Below are 21,350 nucleotides of genomic sequence, written 5' to 3'. Positions count from 1 at the left end.
ATTTTATTTTTTCTGATAAACACGTACATAATCAATCTCATAACGTATCGGATAGGTATTTATCTCTACCTCGCCACCATTAATTCCACCCACCGCTAAGTTCAACAATATATATTGGGGTTGCATAAATGGATTCTTATAACTACCAATACTACCATTATAGGTATCTTTCAGTAAGATTTCATTTAGCAACTCATCGTCCAAATAAAGACGAATAGCCTCTTCGTCCCAATCCATCCGCCATATATGAAATTCGGAAGCCCAATCCGAATTTTTCTCCAAAAAATGGATAAATGGAATAGCCTTACTATTCCATTTTGCATTCCATTGACGATCTGTTCCCCATGCAGCATTGGCTAAAATATGAGGAATTCCATGCTTACGATAAAACTCCATGATATCTATTTCTCCACAGGAAGGCCATTCCATACTGCTTCCCAAAGTCCAAATTGCCGGCCATGCTCCTTTTCCTACAGGAATACGTGCGCGCACTTCAAAACGTCCATACAAAAATTCTTTCTTTCCTAATGTTGTTATAGAAGAAGAGGTGCACTCAATATATTCACGAGAAGTGCGCCAATCATAACTACCTGCTTTATATAACGGATTTTTCCGTTTTTCCGAACGTGCTTCTATCACAAGCAACCCACCCTGACACCAAGCGTTGTCAGATTGATACCATTGTAACTCCTCATTACGAGCATACCCCTGTTCATAATTCCATATTGATTCATCCAAACAACCGTCTTTATTGAATTCATCACTCCAAACCAATTGATAGTCTTGTGCATTACAATGCCCCCCTATAAGAAGTACAACACACAATTTCAGTAATTGAAATAATTTTATCATACATCTACTATCTTAAACAATATCTTTATAATCATCACAAGTAAATATTCCAATGGTGATAGCGGCTGTTATACAGCCAGCTATCCATTGTCCTTATTTTTCAAATCCCTCTTCTGTTTTTATTTATTAATCCAAAGGCGCAGTTTCCGGATCATCTATTGCAACTTCTGCATCATACATCATAAATTCACCAATATTCCAATAGGAGGAACTTCCAGTAGCAGATGTTACACTAAAACGAAAATAAGTAAAAGTCTTACCTGGCATAAAGAAAGTAGAAATATATTCACTTCCAGCTGAACTAGGGAGTCCGTCCAATGTACCTACAGTTTCCCAATCAATACCATTATTACTAATTTGTAAATCTACCACACTAGGACGTCCACTTGTGGTCCAAGAATTATCCGTTCTGTTTATGTAACCCACGAGAAAATTTTCATGAGGTTCTTTCAAATTAACCTGAATCCACTGTGGATAAGGAATAGCTTCATGCCAATTCGTATGAAAAAAAGTATTTTTATCCCCATCCACTGCATTTTTTATAGGTCCTTCTGACGGTTCTTGAGCGTTTGTACTTAACTGTTCTGCCACTAATTTGATTTGACTTCGTGACACTAAAGTATAAGACGCAGGTGCAACTCCTGAAAGTGCTCTTACAACTTTAATCTCGCCACCTTCATCATTTGCGTTAAATGTTTGGAAATTAAACTCATATTCACCAAAACGAGCACGAGTTTCATCTATCAACAATTCCGTAGTTCCTTTTGAAACAATCTTATAGACAGTTTCTTTTGTCAAAGGATCATAATACCATATTTTAAGATAGGAAAAGTCACCAGCCGGAACTTCCCATCTAAGTTGAATTTGACCGGGAAGAGGCTCTGAAGTTACCGTCTCTATAGCAACCGGAACACCTGTATATCCTATTACATCAATAGCATCTAATTTATCATCGCAGCCTGCAGTAAACATAAAAACTGACAAAGCTGCTATCGTATATTTTATATTGAATTTCATAGTTCCATTCTTTATTATTCAACAATATTTACTATTACCAACCTGGATTCTGAATTAGATTTGGATTTTTTCTTATTTCTGAATCAGGGATAGGAAACAAATACATCTTATCATCCCAATAACGATTACTAATTACACGTTTATAAGTATATGTATCATTATTTTTGGTAATTTGCATTTGTACAATACTTCTTTGAGTATCTCCAGCCTTCCAACGCCGAACATCCCAAAAACGATGTTGTTCAAAAGCAAGCTCCACCATACGTTCACGACGATATTTCTCTACAAACTGGTTATTAGTCAATCCTTCAGGTACTTCAGGCATTTGCACATCTGAACGGTTACGAACCACATTAACAGCTTCACGGGCAGACATTGTGAATTCCGTACTAACAGCATCAGCTGATCCCAAATAATTAAATACCGCTTCAGCATAATTTAAATAGAATTCTCCCAAACGATATGTAATCCAATTATGGCGTTTTCCTCCACTACTGGTAGAAGCACTAATATCAATAGTCTTATCCAAGTACTTTTTCAAATAATACCCGGTGGGAGTTGCTCCAGCAATAGGTAGTGCATTGCGTCCTCCTATATAAATTTCCAATGGATTTGGATTAGTATCTGGCCATTTCTCACCATTTACAGCGATAGTCATTTCCATACGAGGATCACGATTATCATACGGTTTATTTGGATCATATCCACTTTCTGGCTCATCCCATGCTTTTCCTGTTACTTTCATTTCGTAAGCATCAACCAAAGTTTGAGTAGGACAATTACCTGACCCACCATTTTCCATTCCTACTGGGAAATTAGTATATTCAGGCGAACTAGTATCTCCGATACGACGTACAAAAATCATTTCTGACGCTTTCCAATTATCTGTTCCCCATAACTCTGAATATTTACCCATTTTTATGCCATTCTCTGCACAAAAATCAATAACTTTCTTACTAGCTAAAGCTGCTTGTTTCCACAAATTTACATCATTAGCTATATTAAATAAAGGGCTTGCTTGATAAAGTAATGTTCGAGCCTTCAAAGCCAATACTGCCTGTTTAGTAATACGACCAGTTTCAGGGCTTTCTCCATTAGCGGCATCATTTTCTAATTTAGAATAATCCACAGGAAGTTCATCTGCTATCTCATCACATTCCTTAATTATAAAATCAAAAACCTCAGCAGCCGGTGTACGCTTCACCTGATTGGCCTCTTCTTCAGTCAGCACCTTCGTAACCAAAGGTATATCGCCATAAGCACGTACCAAATTAAAATAGAAATAAGCACGCAAAAAACGAACTTCATACTTATAACGGTTAAAGCGATTCATCTCAGCTACATAATTTTTATCTTCTTTCAATTCAGAAAAATCGGCATTTTGTGATTCCTCCAAAAAGAAATTAGCATCCCTAATTCCACTATAATAATTCCATAGACTATGAGAATTAGTCGAGCTCCATGCACCGTTTATCCAATCATGTATTGAAGACCAACTCCACGCAAATTGCGCCTCATCACAAGCAGAGCAATAAGAAACCTCACTAGGCAAATCATAATCCAAGTAACTATATATATTCGTAACTACAGCTCCGGTACGTCCAAAATCTGTAAATACATAATCTTTATCATACACAGTATATTCATGATAGTCCAAATCCGCACAAGAAGCCATAACCGACATATAGGCTAACCCTAACAATATTTTTTTCAATTTCATAGTCATACTTTTTTAGTTATAAAAAATTAAAAGCCAACAGACAAACCAATATTAATAGAACGTGTGGTCGGAATACCATTTCCTATTGATTCCGGATCTATTTCTTTAATATGGTCCCAACAGAACAAATCAACCCCTCTTACATATAGCTTAGCACTGTTCAAATGCCATTTATTGACAACTGAATGAGGTAATTTATAATATACTTCACAATTACGTAATTTTAAGAATGATCCATCAACCAACCATACGGAACTTGACTGTGTATTATTCTGAACAGTTTCAGTAGTCAAACGAGGATATCGTGCATTAGGAGTTTCTGGTGTCCAACGATTTTCATAATAGTAATTTGAAATAGCATTGCCATTAGACAATGGACGATACAAACCATTCAATGTAGTCCATGAAGTATAATTTCCAACCCCTTGAAAATCAAAATTAACCCCTATTCCTTTCCATTCTGCGCCTATATTGAATGAATAATAAATTTCAGGGACACTAGAATTATAACCTAAAGGAATCTGATCAAATTCATTAATTACATTATCGTTATTCTGGTCTTTATACTTAATGTCACCTGGTCTCACGACACCGAACTGTTGGGACGGACTATCATCAATATCACTTTGATCTACAAAAAATCCCACTGCTTGATAACCAAAAATCTGTCCCACGGCTTTTCCAGTAGCACGAAGATACTCATAAGCTTTCGGTTCTTCCAACTGCTCTACAATTTTATTCTTAGTTAAAGTAAATGTTCCCCCAAAATTGAAACGAACCTTACCTAAGCTTTTTATATAATTTGCTCCAAATTCCAAACCTTTACTATCAACCACACCAGCATTAGCATAAGAAGCTGTTGCACCCAATATTGACGAATTCTTACCACCTGTATATACCCAAATATCTTGACGCTTTTCATAAAAAGCGTCAGCTGTCAACGTTAGACCACCAAATAAAGTAGCATCCAGACCGACATTATATTTATACGCTTTTTCTGTTGTACCATTTATTGAGGGCAATTGACCTTCCTGCCAACTTCCACCATTACTAAAATTATCTTGGATAGGATATCCACCACCACTCCCGTTCATGGTTTCATACCAATATCCGTTATAAGGAATATTATCCGTATTAATAACGCCGAATGAAGCACGTAACTTCAAGAAATTCAGCCATGAATAATTATTCAATAGACTTTCATTAGATGCAACCCAAGCAAGTCCTACTGTAGGAGAAATATGCCATTGATTTCCTGTTTCCAATAAATTAGACGCTGAGTTTACTAATGCAAAATCGAAGAAATAACGATTTTTATACCCATAATGCGTATACCATGACCAATTGCAATGATAAAGATTAGAGTTTATATTGGCATTATTGTCATATTTATAAGTATACATCAATGTTGTATATACTTTATGTTCTCCAAACTGACGCTTCCAGTCCACATTTGCCATAAAATTGAAAGAACGATACTGCCAATCAAGTTTACTTCCTCCTTTCATCTCACTGTCCGAGCCACCTGTATATTCGGAAAAAGCACTCGGTTCACCATTTTTCCATTCTGTCACAACAGTACTTCCATACGCATAATCTTTGCAATGATCCTCCCAATAAGAAGCAACATTATCATATCCCATACGAAAAGAGGCTCCTAAACCTTTCGTGATAGAAGACAAATCCTGTCTTAAGCTCATATCTGCCCACAACCCCAATGTATGTCCCTTGGAATAACCGCGACCCTGAGCCAATGCAACTGGATTATTATATCCATCCCATGTTGCATTACCACCCCACAAACCATTTTCTGTACGAATAGGAAATGCCGCAGATGGAGTCATATATAATTTTCCAATCAAATTATCAGAACCATATCCCGGACGACTAAATTCATTTAACATCCCCATAATATTTACCTGCATTTTAGTCTTAGGAGTCAAATCAATATCCAAATTACTACGAAAATTTGCTTTAGAATACTTCTCTTGAGTTGAATAACCATCATTCTCATTGGCATTTTTATAAAAGCCACGACCGTTTTGCAAATTCAACATTGTATAATAACGCAATTTAGAAGCGCCTCCACGAAAAGTTAAAGTTGCAATATCTGATGATCCTCTTTCACGGAACACCTCATCCCACCAATTGACATTGGGATAATAATAAGGATATTTGCCACTTTTGAAAGCATTCAATTCATTCTGACTATATTTAGCAGCTTTTCCATCATTAGCCAATGCCTCATTCATGGCTCTAGCATAAGTATACGAATCCGACATTTCGGGTAAACGATTTTGATAAGTAAAACCATGATCATAAGCAAAACTTATTTCACGCTTCTTATATAATCCACGCTTCGTTACGATATTCACTACTCCATTCGCTCCTTTATAACCATAAAGAGCCACTGCAGCTGCATCACGCAAAACCGTTACGGACTCCACCTCTTCCGGTGTAAGATAACGTAAAACTTGATAAGCGTTATCACGCTCCAAACCATCAACTACCAGCAATATACCATTATTACCATTTAAACTTTTTTGCCCACGAATGAACATAGAAGGTATTTGCTCCCACATGGTTCCCGTTTTTTGCATAGTAGTCAATCCGAGCACATTGCCGTACAATGAATTACCTACGGTATATGAAGATCTAGTTGCAATATCATCACTATAAACAGTAGAAGCTGCTCCCGTCGACTCAGTATAGGTCTGTTCCAATCCAAAACCGTAATTCACTTTATTCGAAAAGAAATCCATTATAACAGTCATCTTTTTATCCATTTCCGCCTTTACTACTTTTTTTGCATCATACGGCGTCTGAATCCAAAGCTGAGCATCCTTTGATACTGAAATTGTAAAATTTCCCATAACGTCTGTCGATACCATAGTAAGTGGTTGCCCCAATACAGACACGGCAGCTCCCGATACCGGGTTTCCCACCTTATCAACCACCTTACCAGTCACATTAACTTCTTCCTGTGCCATGGCATTCATACTTGTAAAAGCAAGTATTGTCAAAGCTAATATTTTATTTTTCATTGTTTCTAGTTTTTATTAGATAAAAAATCAAGTATTACCAACCTGGATTTTGAGTCAATCCATATCCTTTGTTTACTTCATTTACAGGAAATGCAGACAAATACCATTTTGAATTGAAATTTGTCCACCATGCACGAGCTGAATTAGATATTTTGAACTGAGTATATTTAAATTTTGTCGGAAAAGGTCCCCGTTTATCTTCCGGTTTATCAGACCATGAACCACTTCCACCATCAGCACGTTCAATAAGCAAACCATGTAAAGGACGCTCAAAAAGATCAGCACGCTTATTACGTATCATATCAAAGAAACGAACATCTTCCAACCCAAGTTCACAAGCACGTTCTCGTAATATTTCTTCCATCAAAGCATTCGAATCAGATAGTAAATTCTTGTCTTGATTCGACTCTATCAACCCTTTTAATCCGACACGCGCACGTACCTTATCCACCATCTCTATAGCTAGTTTCGGTTGATTATTTTTCAGAAGTGCTTCCGCATAAATCAAATACATTTCCGACATACGTAAATAAGGCCATTCCAAATAATTATTGGCTAGACTTCCTTTACCTTCTTTATAGAATTTATATAAACCGAAGCCTGTTGCATACTGTCCTGTTTCAGTACTTGTACTATTAGCGTTTTCACGTCCTCCTACCCATAATTCCACAGAACGGCCACTCCATTTAGCACCATTTACCAAAATTGTTTCATACAAACGTGGATCACGAGTAGGTTTATTATAATCATTATTCTCAAAAAACATATTATTATTCTGTACTGCCTTATCAAAGTCAAAGGATTCGCCTGTTGCCATAGGGAACATTTCCATATACTCCAATGTAGGCGTATAACCGCCATTGGGCACCCAATCGCCCCAATAATACCACCAATCCCAATTATACTTACCAATGATACGGGTAGAAATCAACAATTCCGAATTTTCACGTAAGAAATAAGCTTTATTAAAAGCCGCTCTATAGGCATCATTCGTATCACCAACAGCCTGAACTAGTTCATAATGCCCATTAACTTGCAGGGCTTGGAAAAATTCTTCACAAGCAGTCAGACATGCTTTCCATAATTCAGGTTTATATCCTCCGTACCACACTTGATGATTGATAACCGCTTCTTGTGGTTCTGCCGTACAATATGGTTCATTGTCATTAAATAAAGGACTTGCAGCAAAAAGCAAAATTTTACATTTCAAGCCCATAGCTGCCGCTTTAGTCATACGTCCTTGCCAGTTAGCCTCTCCATCCTCAGTCAAATCCCAAGGAAGTACAGTGGCCGCTTCATCTAAAAGACCTATCATAAAGTTCACTGTTTCTTCTACGGTAGCTCGAGGAACATCATATTCATTTTCAGCCGCAAAAGACGCTTTTACTATAGGCAATCCACCAAAATGACGAAACATATCAAAATAGCGAGAAGCTATTATTACCTTCGCTTCCGCTTTCAATCGTTCTTTTTCATTCCCGTCCATATCGGGTACACGATCTACATTTTCAATAAAGATCCATGAACTACGTATTGCCTGCCAAGTTTCTTCTTTAGTAAAACCAAAACGTGTTTCAGCTGTACCATCTTCTGTACTAGCAGTATAAGTACCAGAATAATAATGTCTATTCAAACCATCCCATGAATTATGAGAATGAAAACAATCAGATAAACATTCAAACATACCAGTATTCATCTTACCATCCACATCATTCCAGTTTGTGGCCAAACCATAATACAACTTTGAATAAGTATTCCACAAAAAACGACGAGCATACTCCGCTTTACCGAAAATTGTATCTTGAGTTACAGCCACACTTGGTGCTTTTTCCAAGAAAGCATCACCGAATTTTATATCATCGACACATGAAGTGGCAAGCGTTGCTCCCACAAATGCTATAATAAACCATTTTTCAAAATGTTTCATAAGATTTCAAGATATTAGAATCCAACTTTTAAACCTAAATTAATCACGCGAGTCAATGGATAATTTGGACGATCACTTTGACGTGACTCAGGATCCCCCCACATAAAATCCGTCAATGTGAATAAGTTATACGCACTTACATATAAACGGCACTGATTCATTTTTATTTTCTTCATGAAAGGCATATTAAAATTATACCCCAATTCAACACTTTTCAAACGTAAATAACTTGCATCACACAAATACAAGTCGGAAGCTCTATAATTGTTCGCTTGAGCTAACTTCGATATACGAGGGAATTTAGCCGTATAAGTATCGGCCGACGAACGCCATGTATTTTCATATTGATAAAGAAGCAATCCTTTATTTTGTGTATCTCCCAGCGGTTGACGGAATTCGGAAAGCATACGGTCTACATTCCACGCTCCTGTAAACTGCGCTGTAAAATCCCATCCCTTCCAACTAAATCCAAGATTCAAACCAGCTGTATATTCAGGAGTATCCACATACCCCAAATCACGGCTAGCATCATCTCCATCAATAACACCGTCACTGTTTAAGTCAGCAAATACCGCATCACCTGGCTGTAAAGATAAACCATGATCTGCTATAGGTCTACCAAATTCTTCCTGATATCTAGCCTCTGCAGTTTCATCATAATATCCCCAAAATTTATAAATCAAACGAGAACCAATTGTACGGCCAGTTTCATACAACCAATCTTCATTCTTTTCAATCTCATTCTTATAAACAATTTTGTTGCGCGCAAAAGAGAGATTGAAGTTTGCCCAATAACGGAAATCATCACCGATTTTATCATTCCATTTTAGCTGAAACTCATATCCTTTATTTTCAGTTTTACCAACATTCATAATAGGTAAAACCATACCCAAAATTCCCGGCATATAATCTGGAGAAGAAAGAATATCTCGACGGTTTTCTTTAAAATAATCTAAAGAAATATTTAGTTTTTCATTCAGAATAGAAAAATCAATACCATAATTCTGCTTAACAGATTTTTCCCAAGTTACATCAGCATTCGATTTACTAGCCTCATAAGCACCCGGCTTCTTATTTCCAGCATTCGTACCGAAAAAATAGCCATCGTCATTCAAAATATAAGCGTCTGGAAGATACAAAAATCTATTATTTCCGTTATTATCATTACCTACCATACCTACAGAGGCACGTACTTTAAAGTAATTGATCACTTTCTTTAACGGCTTAAAAAAAGACTCTTCACTGACAATCCAACCAATAGAGCCAGCTGGGAACAAGCCATAACGTTTACCTGGAGCAAAATTCTCAGAACCATTATAACCAACATTAAACTCTGCCATATATCGAGTTTTATAATCATAGGTAGCACGCCCCACAAAGCCAACATAAGCCGAAGGAATATCATCATAAGTACCTCCTGGATAATATCGTTTTGATTGATTATAAAGCACCAAACCTGTCACATTATGATCTCCAAATTTGCGACTGTAATTCAAAGCAGCTTCCATATACCAATCACGTGATTTACCTTCACCATTTGAATTACGACTATAAGACAACTGAGAATCAGAGCCACTCTTACGATAACCAATAGATCCATCATCATGAAGAACTGGTGTATATACAGCCATAGAAGAACTGGCTATTTTTTGTGTCCAATAACTAGTATTATAAGAACCCTTCAATTTAAAAGAAAGTCCTTTGGTTATAAAATCTAACTTTTGATCCAATACAAGATCCACATTCAACACATTTGTTGTTGTAGAACGGAAGCCTTTCCCATAATAAGAATTCAATCCGTCAGATCCAGTAAATGGTAGATAATCAGCATTTGAAACCACACGTTTTCCATCTACAATGCCTGCACCAGCAAAAGGCACAGCCCAATATAATTTACGGAACAGCTGATTCTGGTCTTCTCCAGACTCAGGAGTACGTTTAGTTTCAATACGCCCACCAATATTAACAGAAATTAATGTAGTCTTAGTCGCATCAAAATCCAAATTAGCACGATAATTGTAACGTTTGTAGTTAAAGTTAAAATTATCAGACGCTGCAAGTTGTTTGAACATACCATCTTGTGTAAACATACCTGCTGATACAAAGTAACGCATTCTATCAGTACCTCCCGATATATTTACATTATGTTGTGACTGAAACGCTGCCTTATTCATACAGTAATCAATCCAATTAATATCCGGATATAAAATAGGATCTGTATGATCTCTGAATTTTATCAATTGCTCTTCTGTAAATGTAGGTACTCCACCATCATTTACCTGTAAATCATTATAATAAGACGCATACTGATAAGAATTGGCAAATTCCAATTGTTTCGTTCTTAAGTTAACACCTGCCGAAGTTGAAAAAGAAATTTTAGCCTTACCTTCAGCACCACGTTTAGTAGTAATCAATATAACACCATTAGCACCACGAACACCAAATACGGCTGTAGCCGAAGCATCTTTCAATACCGTAATACTTTCTACCTCATTGGGGTCAATCTGCGAAAATTCGCGTTCTACCCCATCCACTTGAATCAAAGGTTTGGCATTATTCCAAGTAGCAATACCACGCACATACAAATCCGCCTCATCAGCACCGGGTTCACCAGAATATTGCACCGAAGAAATACCTGTAATCTGACCAGACAATACATTCGACATAGACGCAGCAGGAGTTTTTAGCAAATCCTCACCTTTCATTGAAGAAATGGCTCCTGTTATAGAAACTTTCTTTTGTGCACCATACGCTACGACTTGTACCTCACCTAACATTTGTGAATCATCTTCGAGCACAACTCTTAAATTCTTACCAGATTGAGGTGTCAAGACTTGATCTTTGTAACCGATAAAGGAAATTTTTATTTTTCCATTTTTAGGTACTGAAATAGAAAAAGTACCTTCAAAGTCAGTAATTGTTCCCATTGTAGTACCTTCTACAACAACATTCGCACCAATCACAGGCTCACCCGAAGCATCAACAACAATACCTTTTATAGTTTGCTGTTGATGTATTAACTGAACAGCCATAACCTTATCGGCAGCTGACACAACCAAGGGGTGAGAAGCTATGAAACCAGTGCAAAACAATAAGACAGTAGTAAATGCCTTACGATTTCTCATAAATGAGTTAGATTTCATTGTTTTTTCCTTTTTTAAAATTAGATAATAAGGTTTATAAACTCTCTATATTTTGTGGCAATCTTTTTACCCCAAAAAACTAATCAACTTATTGTTTCATCTAAAGTTTTTTACTAGATTTACAAATGTTTTAGATAAGATATCCTTTAAAACGATGCAAAAATAAAAGATGTTATGAAAAAACAAAGATTAAAAATTAAGCAAGAATGGTAGAAAAATCATTCATAACGAGTTTTTAGTCCATAATTGTCAAATATTCTATGGTTCATAAATTTAATATAATCAATTGTATTAGAATCACATATGTTATATATATGTTATTAGATGTTTTAATTCCAGCTACTGCCCAGCCATATATGATTAAAAGATTGGGAGTAGAAGACGGAATATCTAGTAATTATGTAGTTGGAATCACCCAGGATCAACAAGGTTGTATGTGGATCGCAACCGAAGACGGATTAAATAAATTTGATGGTAATCATTTCACCGTATATACAAAACACACCTCTGGCCTGACCAGTAATGAACTAAATACCGTATTGGCCGATCCCAATGAAAATATTATCTGGATTGCAACTCAACGCAACGGATTATGTGCATTTAACTGTGATCAAGAAACATTTACCTCCTATATAGCTGAAAAGTCACAATTACAAACAAATGACATTACTGACTTGTCTTATGCCTCAGATGGAGGAATATGGATAACCCACTATCATGTCGGCATAGAACATTATAACCCCCGAACCAAAAAATTCACAGCCTATAGAAATGATGAAATACAAGGGTTACCGATTCCCAACTGGACTTCTTGTGAAGACAGAACAGGGCATTTATATATTGGACATGCCTTCAATGGATTAAGCATCTTATCATTAAAAGACAAGACTGTTAAAAATTATATACCTGATCCCAAGGATCCCAACAGTCTGCCCGGACAAGAAGTTCGAGCCATTTGCATAGACAAGAATGACAATGTATGGATCGGAACAAACGCAGGACTTGCCCTCTTTAATCCTACCACTGAAAAATTTACAGTATTCAAACATAATCCCAATGATGACAATTCACTATTATCCAATTCTATATACGATATCAAACAGATGAAAGACGGGAAGATATGGATATGTACCAACATGGGAGGAGTAAGTATATTAGATTTACAACATAACGCCTTTATTTCTGCAGAAGAAATAGATTTTCAAAATATAAAGGCCACCAATGACAATTATGGGCTATCTTCACCTAATGCACGATGTGCCTATCAAGATTGTTATGGTAATATATGGATAGGAAACTATCGGGGAGGTATCGATTTCATTAGTCATACCCAACCCATGTTCAATATTCTACCTTATACAATAGAAACAGCAAAAGGACTAAGCTACAAACAAGTGTGGGGAATGTGGGCTACAGACAATCAAGTATGGCTAGGAAGTGAAGATGAATTGGGATTATTTATAAATGGAAAGAAAATAAAGACATATGATCTTTACTCGCATGAACTTGTGTACAACACGCATATCAATACCATTTATGAAGACAGACAGAAACGTCTATGGCTTGGAACTTACAAAAACGGAATACTGCTCTATAAACCAGATAAACAAGAAATTGTTCACATATCCTCTAGTCTATTCAACAATCTAGATGTCAGATGCTTTTATGAAGATCAGAACGGAAAAATGTGGATTGGGACTGAAACCGGAATCTATTCCTGTACAAATGAAGTACTCGTAAAGGAAGAAGAAATACAAAAACAATTACCAGACATCATGGTACATTCTCTTTTGCGTGACAAAGAGGGGAAATTATGGGTAGGTACTTTCGGCAAAGGCATCTCTATCTTTGATGTAAACAATAAGCTACTATGGAATTTCGTTATTGAAAACGGCTTCTGCTCCAATGCTGTGAATCACATGATAAAAGATTCAGAAGAGCAAATATGGGTTGCGACCCGCGAAGGACTAGCCGTATTCAAAAATACCAGCCAACCAAACAGATACAAAATCTTTAAAGAAAAGGAAGGTTTAGAAAACAGTCATATACGTGCTATTTGCGAAGATTTGGAAAAAAGAATTTGGATAAGTAGTAATGACGGCATCTCCTGTTTAGATCCAAAACAAAACCTATTTTATAATTATAATCATCACGACGGAGTTCCGATGGGTGATTTCATGAACGGCTCCACTTGTATGACTCACAATGGAATTATCTATTTCGGCTCTCAAAATGGAGCATGTTTCTTTAACCCCAAAGAACTATCTTCTATCCGCCAAGTTTCCCCTGTTAAAATCACCCAATTCTGCAAATACAATAAAAAAACAGAAAGTAAAGATGCTGAAATTTCAATTCCATTCAAAAAGGGAGTAGTCCATTTACCTTATAATCAGAATAGTTTTCGCATTACATTTAATGTATTAGACTACACACAAAGTCCACAGGTAGAATTCACTTATATGCTAGAAGGCCTTGAAAACAGATGGTATGACACACAAGGAGAAAATCAAGTAATTTTTCGTAATATTCCTCCAGGTAAATATAACTTCAAAGTGAGAACACGCATCCGTAATCAAGAATGGGACAAAGAAATCGCCTCATTGAATATCTTTATTGCTCCTCCCCTTTGGCTTACCTGGTATGCCAAATTGGGTTATGTCATATTGTTTATCTTCGCATTATATGCATTGCTCCGTTTTTATAAACGTAAACTGGACTTAGAGAGTTCACTGGAAGTGGAGCGCAAGCAAAGTCTGAACAAACAAGAACTGAATGAAGAACGCCTGCGCTTCTACACCAACATCACCCATGAACTGCGTACTCCGCTCACGCTGATTCTAGGTCCATTGGAAGACCTGTTGAGTGATGCCACCTTATCTCCCAAACACGCCAACAAAATCAGCATCATTCATGATAGCGCCACCCGTCTGCTGAATCTGATAAACCGCATACTGGAATTCCGCAAGACCGAGACCCAGAACCGTAAATTATCTGTAGCCAAGGGAGATCTGGGACAATTGGTACAGGAAGTGGGATTGCGTTACAAAGAGCTGAATCCCAATAACAAAGTAAATTATCATATTCATATCGAAACGGAAGATACGGAAATCTTCTATGACGCGGACATGATCACCATCATACTGGACAACCTGATGAGCAATGCTGCCAAATATACTTCCGAGGGAGATATCACCTTATCACTCCGTTCAGTAGAAGAGAACCAAATAAAATACACGGAAATCAGTGTCAGTGATACCGGTCATGGCATTGACGCCGAAGCGTTACCACACATTTTCGATCGCTATTATCAGGCAAAAAGCAAATATCAGGCATCGGGTTCGGGAATCGGGCTCGCTCTGGTCAAAGGTTTGAGCGAATTGCACGAAGGAATCCTGAAAGTAGAAAGCGCAGTGGATACGGGAACCACATTCACGCTGCGCCTGCTCACCGAGAATACATATCCCAACGCTATTCATACACAACATGATATGGAAAAGAAGCCGATGGATGCAGAGGAAACCACCATTACCGATACACCAACCGAAAATCATCCCATTGTACTGGTGGTAGAGGACAATGCCGACATACGGGAATACATCCGGAGCTCTTTTACAGATATCTATGAAGTAATCACTGCCAAGGATGGCAAAGAAGGCTGTGAACTGGCACAGGCACGAATTCCCAACATCATTGTCAGTGATATCATGATGCCGGTCATGGACGGTATCGAACTTTGCAAGCGAATAAAAGAGGATATGCGCACCAGCCATATCCCTGTAATCTTACTGACGGCTAAAGATTCTTTACAAGACAAGGAAGAAGGATATGCATCCGGAGCAGATTCCTATCTTACCAAACCGTTCAGTGCCAAGCTGCTGCACAGTCGCATCAACAACCTGTTGGAAACCCGTAAGAAAATAGCCTCTTTGCTGGCACTGGCCGATACGCAGCCCAAACAGGAAAGTGCCGTGAGTTCGTTAAACAAACTGGATAATGAATTCTTGCAGAAAATCACGCAAATAATCGAAGAGAATCTGGAAATGGAAAAGATGGATATCGCTTTCATTGCCGACAAGATGTGCATGAGTCACTCTACCCTTTACCGCAAGATAAAAGGACTGACAGATATGTCCGCCAACGAATTTATCCGTAAGGTAAAAATGCGCAAGGGAGTGGAACTGCTGATGTCCGGACAATATACTATTTCAGAAATAGCCTATATGATAGGATTCAGCAGTGTGGCCTATTTCCGCCAATGTTTCAAGGACGAATACGGAATGTCGCCTTCGGATTATGTGAAACAGAAACAGTAGACTCCCTAGCGGATTCTGATCATTGCTTGGAATCATCCTGAGCTGTTCTTCTTTAGAGTTTTATATTTCTGCTGCCACTGCTACCACCCTTCCTGCTGAAATGCCAATGAAAAGTGGTAGCAGTGGAGCAACAATATAAAGCTCGTTTGTTGTAGAACTCTTGGATCAAGTTATAACTGTCACAATCGAATTCAAGTCCAGCCTGAACATTCTGTTTCTATTTTTCTTCCAAAGAAAGCAGTATCCCGATCACTTCCGCATAATTCTTTCTACCGGAAGGAATGTTGTTACCCTTTAAAAACAGGTTATAAATTTTATTCTGCACTTCACCCAACAGGGTACTATAACGCTCATTCCAATACATACGTTTATATTCATAATCCTTCACCACTTCGGGACGGATCGTCTTAATCCATTCACGGAATTCCTCTTCCGTCAACACAGAAGATGCATTGACCAGCACATAGGGCAACAGACCGAAATAGGCACTATAACGCACCGCCGGCCGCTTTGAAGAGCGACAAACCCTGTAAGCCCAATAATTCGCTTCCGCCTCATTACTTACCCCCAACAGGTGAGACAGTTCATGGGCATACGTAAATGGCAATTGTACAGGAAGCAATTCTTCATTCAATTGCGACTCCGCAAAAAAAGGTCCCATATATCCCAATACCCCCACACCCGAATAAAGCGGATTAAACCACACCTGCTTGGGATGCTGATAATCCCGGGGAAGAGCCAAGCCATACATAGACGGAACCTGCCGGTAAATCTCCTTGATCTCCTGCCGCATCCTTTCAGGGTCCGTTTTCACCTCAGCCGTATAGGACTGATTCAGACTATCTGTATAGGAAACAAGGAAACGATGGAATGCCTGTTCATCGTAACCGGCAGGCTCCACCTCCATCCGCCGGTAAATATCGTAACGGAAATAATTCAAGCCCCATCCCAGATAAAACCAGATATAGACCCATGCCAGCAACTCCACTTCCCTGCCCACAATGAATCTCCAGCTTTTCTTCTTCCGGCGTTTAAGAAAAGGATAAATAATCATCCATAAAATGATTACAACCACCAGCACCTCCTCTAAGGAAAAAGGGAAAACAGAAGCTATAGCGGACAACGCCGCCGACAGCCACGGATAGATATGACAGGCATACCCTTCGGCCATGACGGGAAAAAAACGGCAAAGTACAATGCACAGAAGAAGCAATGCAAGTACTATATATCTCAGAATAGGGAGAAGTTTTGTTTTCATGGATGCAAAGCTACTATCTTTTTGCCATTTTCAGATACAGATGACACAAAGCTTTTATTTTTTAAACACGAACAACGCAGATGATACGGATAAGTATAAAAACAACTTCGTATCATCTGCGACGTTCGGATTTAAAAGCAATCAGAATAAATCCCAAGTGCGTATATCATCACTCCAGTGATGGTCTTTCGGGAAAGGCTGTCCACCCCATGCCTTGGCTTGTGTGCAAGGTTGTGCGGCATCTGTCCAGAACGGATGTGCGGCAGGAAGCCCCAGCGGAAGGAATGCCAGTGATGTCATATAAAGACTGCCGTTATTGGTGTACCAATCCGCCACATTGGGCTGACGGCCTGCAAAACCGATGGTCAGGAAGCCCGCCTCATTGAAGTTCTCGGTGTTGTCATACATCCGGTGCATCACAGAAGTCAGTGCGGCACGCGCCTGTCCGTTGCTCACCCCTTCGGGCAACTGCTGATACCAAGCCATCAGCGCCAAGGGTTGCATAGTGGCCAAACGATAAGGAATGGAACGGCCGAATACCGGGAAAGTACCCTCAGGAGAAATCAAGCGTTCCAGTACAAGGCTGAATTTCCTGGCACGTTTCAAGGCGCGGTCATAATATTTTTTATAATGAATACGAGTGTATTTCCCTGCATCCTTCATGCCCTGCAACGTTTCCAGATACATGGGATGGAAGACATAACTGCTATAATAGTCGAAAGCGAAAGAAGGACCGTCCGCATACCAGCCATCTCCCGTGTACCATTCCTCCACCTTGCGGATAGCCGAATTGATACGGTATTCGTCACATTCCGCTCCTGCCTTTGCCAGGAAACTCTCGATGGTAGAAGAAAACAGCAACCAGTTGGTGTAAGGCGGGTCCACACGGCGCAACTGGGTAAATTCTTCAAAATAACGTTTCTTGGTTATATCATCCAAAGGCATCCAAAGCTGGTCGTAAGCACGTAGAAAACTTTCGGCCACGTATGCCGCATCCACCAAGGCCTGTCCGTGTCCTCTCCACAACAGATAGTCGGGATTGGCAGGGTCCACCGCATTGGCATAGCTTTTCAATGCCCATTCACGGAGTTGCTTGCGCATCTGTCCCTCTTCCGTATCATCATCGGGAAGTGTCAGCCAGGGAGCGACACCTGCCATAAGGCGTCCGAAGGTTTCCATATAAGTCACCCCTTTGTTACGTCCATCCCAATTAGGGCTCACCTCTACCAGCATATTCTTTTTCAGATTACCTTCCGCCATATTGCTCAGTACGGGAGCTGCCATCTTATAAAGCAAATTGCACCAGTAGGCGCGATCCTGATTTTCAGGAGCTTCCAGATAACGGACATATTCACAAGCAGCCAACAGAAAAGCACCTACCCCGAAATTAGCTTCAGAATCAGCATCGACTACTTGTCCCGGAATGGCCTTCTCACCAATCGGCTGTACGTAACCAATCTTGCCATTCTTCTGCAAAGCAGTCTTTGTCAAATAGTTCCATGCTTTATCTATCACCGGTTTATACACTGCCTCATCCAGATAGCCATTATTGATTCCCCAAAGGAAGCCGTAAGTAAAGAAAGCCGTTCCGCTGGTTTCCGGTCCCGGAGCATGAGTGGGATCCATCATGCTACGGGTCCAATAGCCTTCCGGTTGCTGGATGGCTGCGACTGCTTCGGCCAGTTTCACATACTTGTTTACGAAAAAAGAACGATGCTCGTAATCAGCGGGAAGATCTTTCAACACCTTCGCCAGTCCGGCAAGCACCCATCCGTCACCACGTGCCCAAAAGTCCTTCTTTCCGCTGGAAGTCTTGTGTTTAGGATAAACATATTTGGCATCCCGATAATACAGGCCGGTTTCCCGGTCGAGCATGATACTATCCGAATATACAATATATTCATACAATTTATCCAAATAGAGATGATTACCCGTCACCTTATACAGTTTGGTCATGACAGGCATTACCATATACAGACCGTCGCTCCACCACCAGTAATCATGATTGGGTGTACTCATCTCATACTCCATCACTTCACGGGCACGGGCTATCTTATAGTTGTCCGGAAGAATAGTATAAAGGTCGATATATGTCTGAAAACAAACCTGATAATCTCCGAACAATACATATTCATCACTCTCACCGTAAGAGTATTTCCATTTAGACTTATCCTTTTCCTTGGCTCCCTTCCATTCATTGTGTATAGCCCAGGCTTCAGAATATGCACGGTAGTTTTCATTACCGGTCAGAAAGTATGCCTCCATGTTTCCGGTGTGGTAAGCGGCATTGTCCCAAAACGAACGGACTTCGGGCTTGTTATGCGTTTGCCAATAAGTGTTTACCTTGTCTATAATCCCCCGTACTTCCTTGGCTTCGGAAGAAGGTTTGGCGGCAACCTGCATGGAAAGCAGCAAGGTACCTGCACAAACAAGGGTTTGTTTCAATAATTTGTTCATCATATTAATAATTTATCAATTTGCCAATTTACTAATGTGTTAATGTGCTTGCGCTATATGCCGCATGGTCATTGGCAAATCAGCACATTATTTACAATTCCAACACATAAACCATTTGCGGTTCTGTTTCCACCTGCTTCTCGCCATCTCCCTGTCGGGTATCCTGTACATAAATATGAAGTTGTTTCTTCATTTTCCATAACTCCGTGTCATGACTGGGTTCCCACGCATTTACGGCAAAATCCGTCAGGTCTTTCACTTGCCATTCACCAAACTGTATGTCTTTGGTATAGTACATGGAAACTTTGCTTCCACGCTCCTGGTCACGGAACAGATAGTACACTTCTCCATTGTCCACCACCATCCGGGGACGGGACATGGGAATCATCTTGGTTCCTCCCCCTTTGAGCGAGAAAGGGGTCTTGCGTTCGGAAACCTGTCGGTTGTGCCAGTTCACGCCATCATGCCAAACGATGCGGTATTGGGGAACATCACTATCGGGATTGCGCCAGTAGGTAGCGATGTACGGATGACCTCCGGCATCTGTACTCATACTGGTCTGGTTTATCAGTTCGGCATTCTGAGGAATACGGCAGGCATATTCGGCATTGCCCAGGCGGATAGGAAGCTCATACTTCTGTCCGTTGGTCTTATACCAGGTTCTACCTCCGTCAAAAGAACGGGCGTAGCATAAGTCATGGTTGGTTTCCACATGCCAGGTTTCACGCCACACCCAGGAAAGATGAATGGTTCCTGATTGGTCCACATACAACTGCCAATAGGCATTCCGCTCGTTTTCTCCATCTACAAGGACATCCTGCACACGCTCCCACTTACGGGATTTCACATCATATCGGTTCATTACCATATTTCCTCTTCCGGAAGCGCCCGAGCGATATACAAAAAGCAAACCGCCATCAGCCAACAAATGAAATTCAGGATAGGTCACATCTTCTTCTTCGTTGCCTATCATCGGCTCTTTATCTCCCAAAACAAGTGTATCGGGGGCAATGCTGCGGCAATAGTTCAGTTTATGTCCGTGGTGGTCAAAAGAAAGATGAAGATAGCCGTCGCCGTCCACCATCATACTGATAATGTTATGTGCATCTTTTACATGTCCTTTGTATTGGGTACGGTGCAAAATCCATTCCCCAGTGCCCAGACGGCGTTTGCCTAACATCAGCCATCCTTCAGCGTCATAATAAGAAATGTATTGTGTGTTTCCATGCGTCACAATGGAGTTATTACGGAATACAGTAGTATTTACCGAAGTACTGCTAAAGCCTTTCCCCACTTCAACCAGACGTTGGGCACGAACAGAAAAAGCCACACAGCATAATGCGATTAGTAGAAATAAGTTCCTCATAGCAATTCTATTGATAACATTGCAAAAGTAACTGATTTCTGTAATAACACGGGATAATAATTCGGCAGGAAGGAGTCAGAAAACGGTCAAAACCGATTATTATATCTATTTTAAAGAAAAATTCAGAGAAATAATAAAGAAGAAAGATTCTATGATTACATTTACCATAGAGGCAGACTATGTGAAGGATCATTCCCCAAAGGATCTTTGCCATTCATGTTTCCATGCAGCATATATAGAAATCCCACCTGGG

10 protein-coding genes are annotated in these 21,350 nt (G+C 39.5%); 1 reads left to right on the top strand and 9 read right to left on the bottom strand.

Going from position 1 to position 21,350, the window contains the following annotated elements; all coding sequences use genetic code 11:
* Positions 1-3 precede the first annotated feature (3 nt).
* The 6 genes from RE317_RS12710 to RE317_RS12685 all read right to left on the bottom strand — a co-directional run bounded on the left by RE317_RS12710 (position 4) and on the right by RE317_RS12685 (position 11,703).
* Positions 4-852 (bottom strand): family 16 glycosylhydrolase, encoded by an 849-nt coding sequence (locus RE317_RS12710; RefSeq protein ID WP_008781458.1) that lies wholly within the window; start codon positions 850-852, stop codon positions 4-6.
* A 126-nt stretch (positions 853-978) separates the two neighbouring features.
* Positions 979-1,869, bottom strand: a complete 891-nt coding sequence (locus RE317_RS12705; RefSeq protein ID WP_008781457.1) for a discoidin domain-containing protein — start codon at positions 1,867-1,869, stop codon at positions 979-981.
* A gap of 34 nt (positions 1,870-1,903) precedes the next feature.
* Positions 1,904-3,589: a RagB/SusD family nutrient uptake outer membrane protein gene (locus RE317_RS12700; RefSeq protein WP_008781456.1), complete on the bottom strand. Its 1,686-nt coding sequence runs from the start codon at positions 3,587-3,589 to the stop codon at positions 1,904-1,906.
* A gap of 26 nt (positions 3,590-3,615) precedes the next feature.
* A complete protein-coding gene (locus RE317_RS12695) occupies positions 3,616-6,633 on the bottom strand; it encodes a SusC/RagA family TonB-linked outer membrane protein (RefSeq protein WP_008781455.1) in 3,018 nt (1,005 codons plus the stop codon).
* A 34-nt stretch (positions 6,634-6,667) separates the two neighbouring features.
* Positions 6,668-8,560: a RagB/SusD family nutrient uptake outer membrane protein gene (locus tag RE317_RS12690; RefSeq protein ID WP_008781454.1), complete on the bottom strand. Its 1,893-nt coding sequence runs from the start codon at positions 8,558-8,560 to the stop codon at positions 6,668-6,670.
* Positions 8,561-8,574: 14 nt separating this feature from the next.
* A complete protein-coding gene (locus tag RE317_RS12685) occupies positions 8,575-11,703 on the bottom strand; it encodes a TonB-dependent receptor (protein WP_008781453.1) in 3,129 nt (1,042 codons plus the stop codon).
* A 314-nt stretch (positions 11,704-12,017) separates the two neighbouring features.
* Here RE317_RS12685 and RE317_RS12680 point away from each other — a divergent pair, with 314 nt between their 5' ends.
* Positions 12,018-16,016, top strand: a complete 3,999-nt coding sequence (locus RE317_RS12680) for a hybrid sensor histidine kinase/response regulator transcription factor (protein ID WP_117849137.1) — start codon at positions 12,018-12,020, stop codon at positions 16,014-16,016.
* Between the two features lie 217 nt (positions 16,017-16,233).
* Here RE317_RS12680 and RE317_RS12675 read toward each other — a convergent pair whose 3' ends face one another.
* The 3 genes from RE317_RS12675 to RE317_RS12665 all read right to left on the bottom strand — a co-directional run bounded on the left by RE317_RS12675 (position 16,234) and on the right by RE317_RS12665 (position 21,097).
* Positions 16,234-17,274: a DUF3810 domain-containing protein gene (locus RE317_RS12675; RefSeq protein ID WP_008667438.1), complete on the bottom strand. Its 1,041-nt coding sequence runs from the start codon at positions 17,272-17,274 to the stop codon at positions 16,234-16,236.
* A 141-nt stretch (positions 17,275-17,415) separates the two neighbouring features.
* Positions 17,416-19,731 (bottom strand): DUF2264 domain-containing protein, encoded by a 2,316-nt coding sequence (locus RE317_RS12670; protein WP_008667440.1) that lies wholly within the window; start codon positions 19,729-19,731, stop codon positions 17,416-17,418.
* 91 nt (positions 19,732-19,822) lie between these two features.
* Positions 19,823-21,097 carry a BNR repeat-containing protein gene (locus tag RE317_RS12665; RefSeq protein WP_117849138.1) on the bottom strand — a complete coding sequence of 425 codons (1,275 nt, stop codon included), beginning with the start codon at positions 21,095-21,097 and terminating at the stop codon, positions 19,823-19,825.
* Positions 21,098-21,350: the final 253 nt, after the last annotated feature.

This window comes from Phocaeicola sp. GP0067, assembly GCF_031119655.1.
In the GTDB taxonomy this organism is placed as follows: Bacteria; Bacteroidota; Bacteroidia; order Bacteroidales; family Bacteroidaceae; genus Phocaeicola; species Phocaeicola vulgatus.
This window is presented reverse-complemented; position numbering and strand designations above follow the sequence as displayed.

What these genes read in the sequence shown, in the direction of transcription:
- RE317_RS12710 (WP_008781458.1), bottom strand. Translation starts at nt 852, where the DNA reads ATGATAAAATTATTTCAATTACTGAAATTGTGTGTTGTACTTCTTATA.
- RE317_RS12670 (WP_008667440.1), bottom strand. Translation starts at nt 19,731, where the DNA reads ATGAACAAATTATTGAAACAAACCCTTGTTTGTGCAGGTACCTTGCTG.
- RE317_RS12695 (WP_008781455.1), bottom strand. Translation starts at nt 6,633, where the DNA reads ATGAAAAATAAAATATTAGCTTTGACAATACTTGCTTTTACAAGTATG.
- RE317_RS12665 (WP_117849138.1), bottom strand. Translation starts at nt 21,097, where the DNA reads ATGAGGAACTTATTTCTACTAATCGCATTATGCTGTGTGGCTTTTTCT.
- RE317_RS12680 (WP_117849137.1), top strand. Translation starts at nt 12,018, where the DNA reads ATGTTATTAGATGTTTTAATTCCAGCTACTGCCCAGCCATATATGATT.
- RE317_RS12690 (WP_008781454.1), bottom strand. Translation starts at nt 8,560, where the DNA reads ATGAAACATTTTGAAAAATGGTTTATTATAGCATTTGTGGGAGCAACG.
- RE317_RS12705 (WP_008781457.1), bottom strand. Translation starts at nt 1,869, where the DNA reads ATGAAATTCAATATAAAATATACGATAGCAGCTTTGTCAGTTTTTATG.
- RE317_RS12685 (WP_008781453.1), bottom strand. Translation starts at nt 11,703, where the DNA reads ATGAAATCTAACTCATTTATGAGAAATCGTAAGGCATTTACTACTGTC.
- RE317_RS12700 (WP_008781456.1), bottom strand. Translation starts at nt 3,589, where the DNA reads ATGAAATTGAAAAAAATATTGTTAGGGTTAGCCTATATGTCGGTTATG.
- RE317_RS12675 (WP_008667438.1), bottom strand. Translation starts at nt 17,274, where the DNA reads ATGAAAACAAAACTTCTCCCTATTCTGAGATATATAGTACTTGCATTG.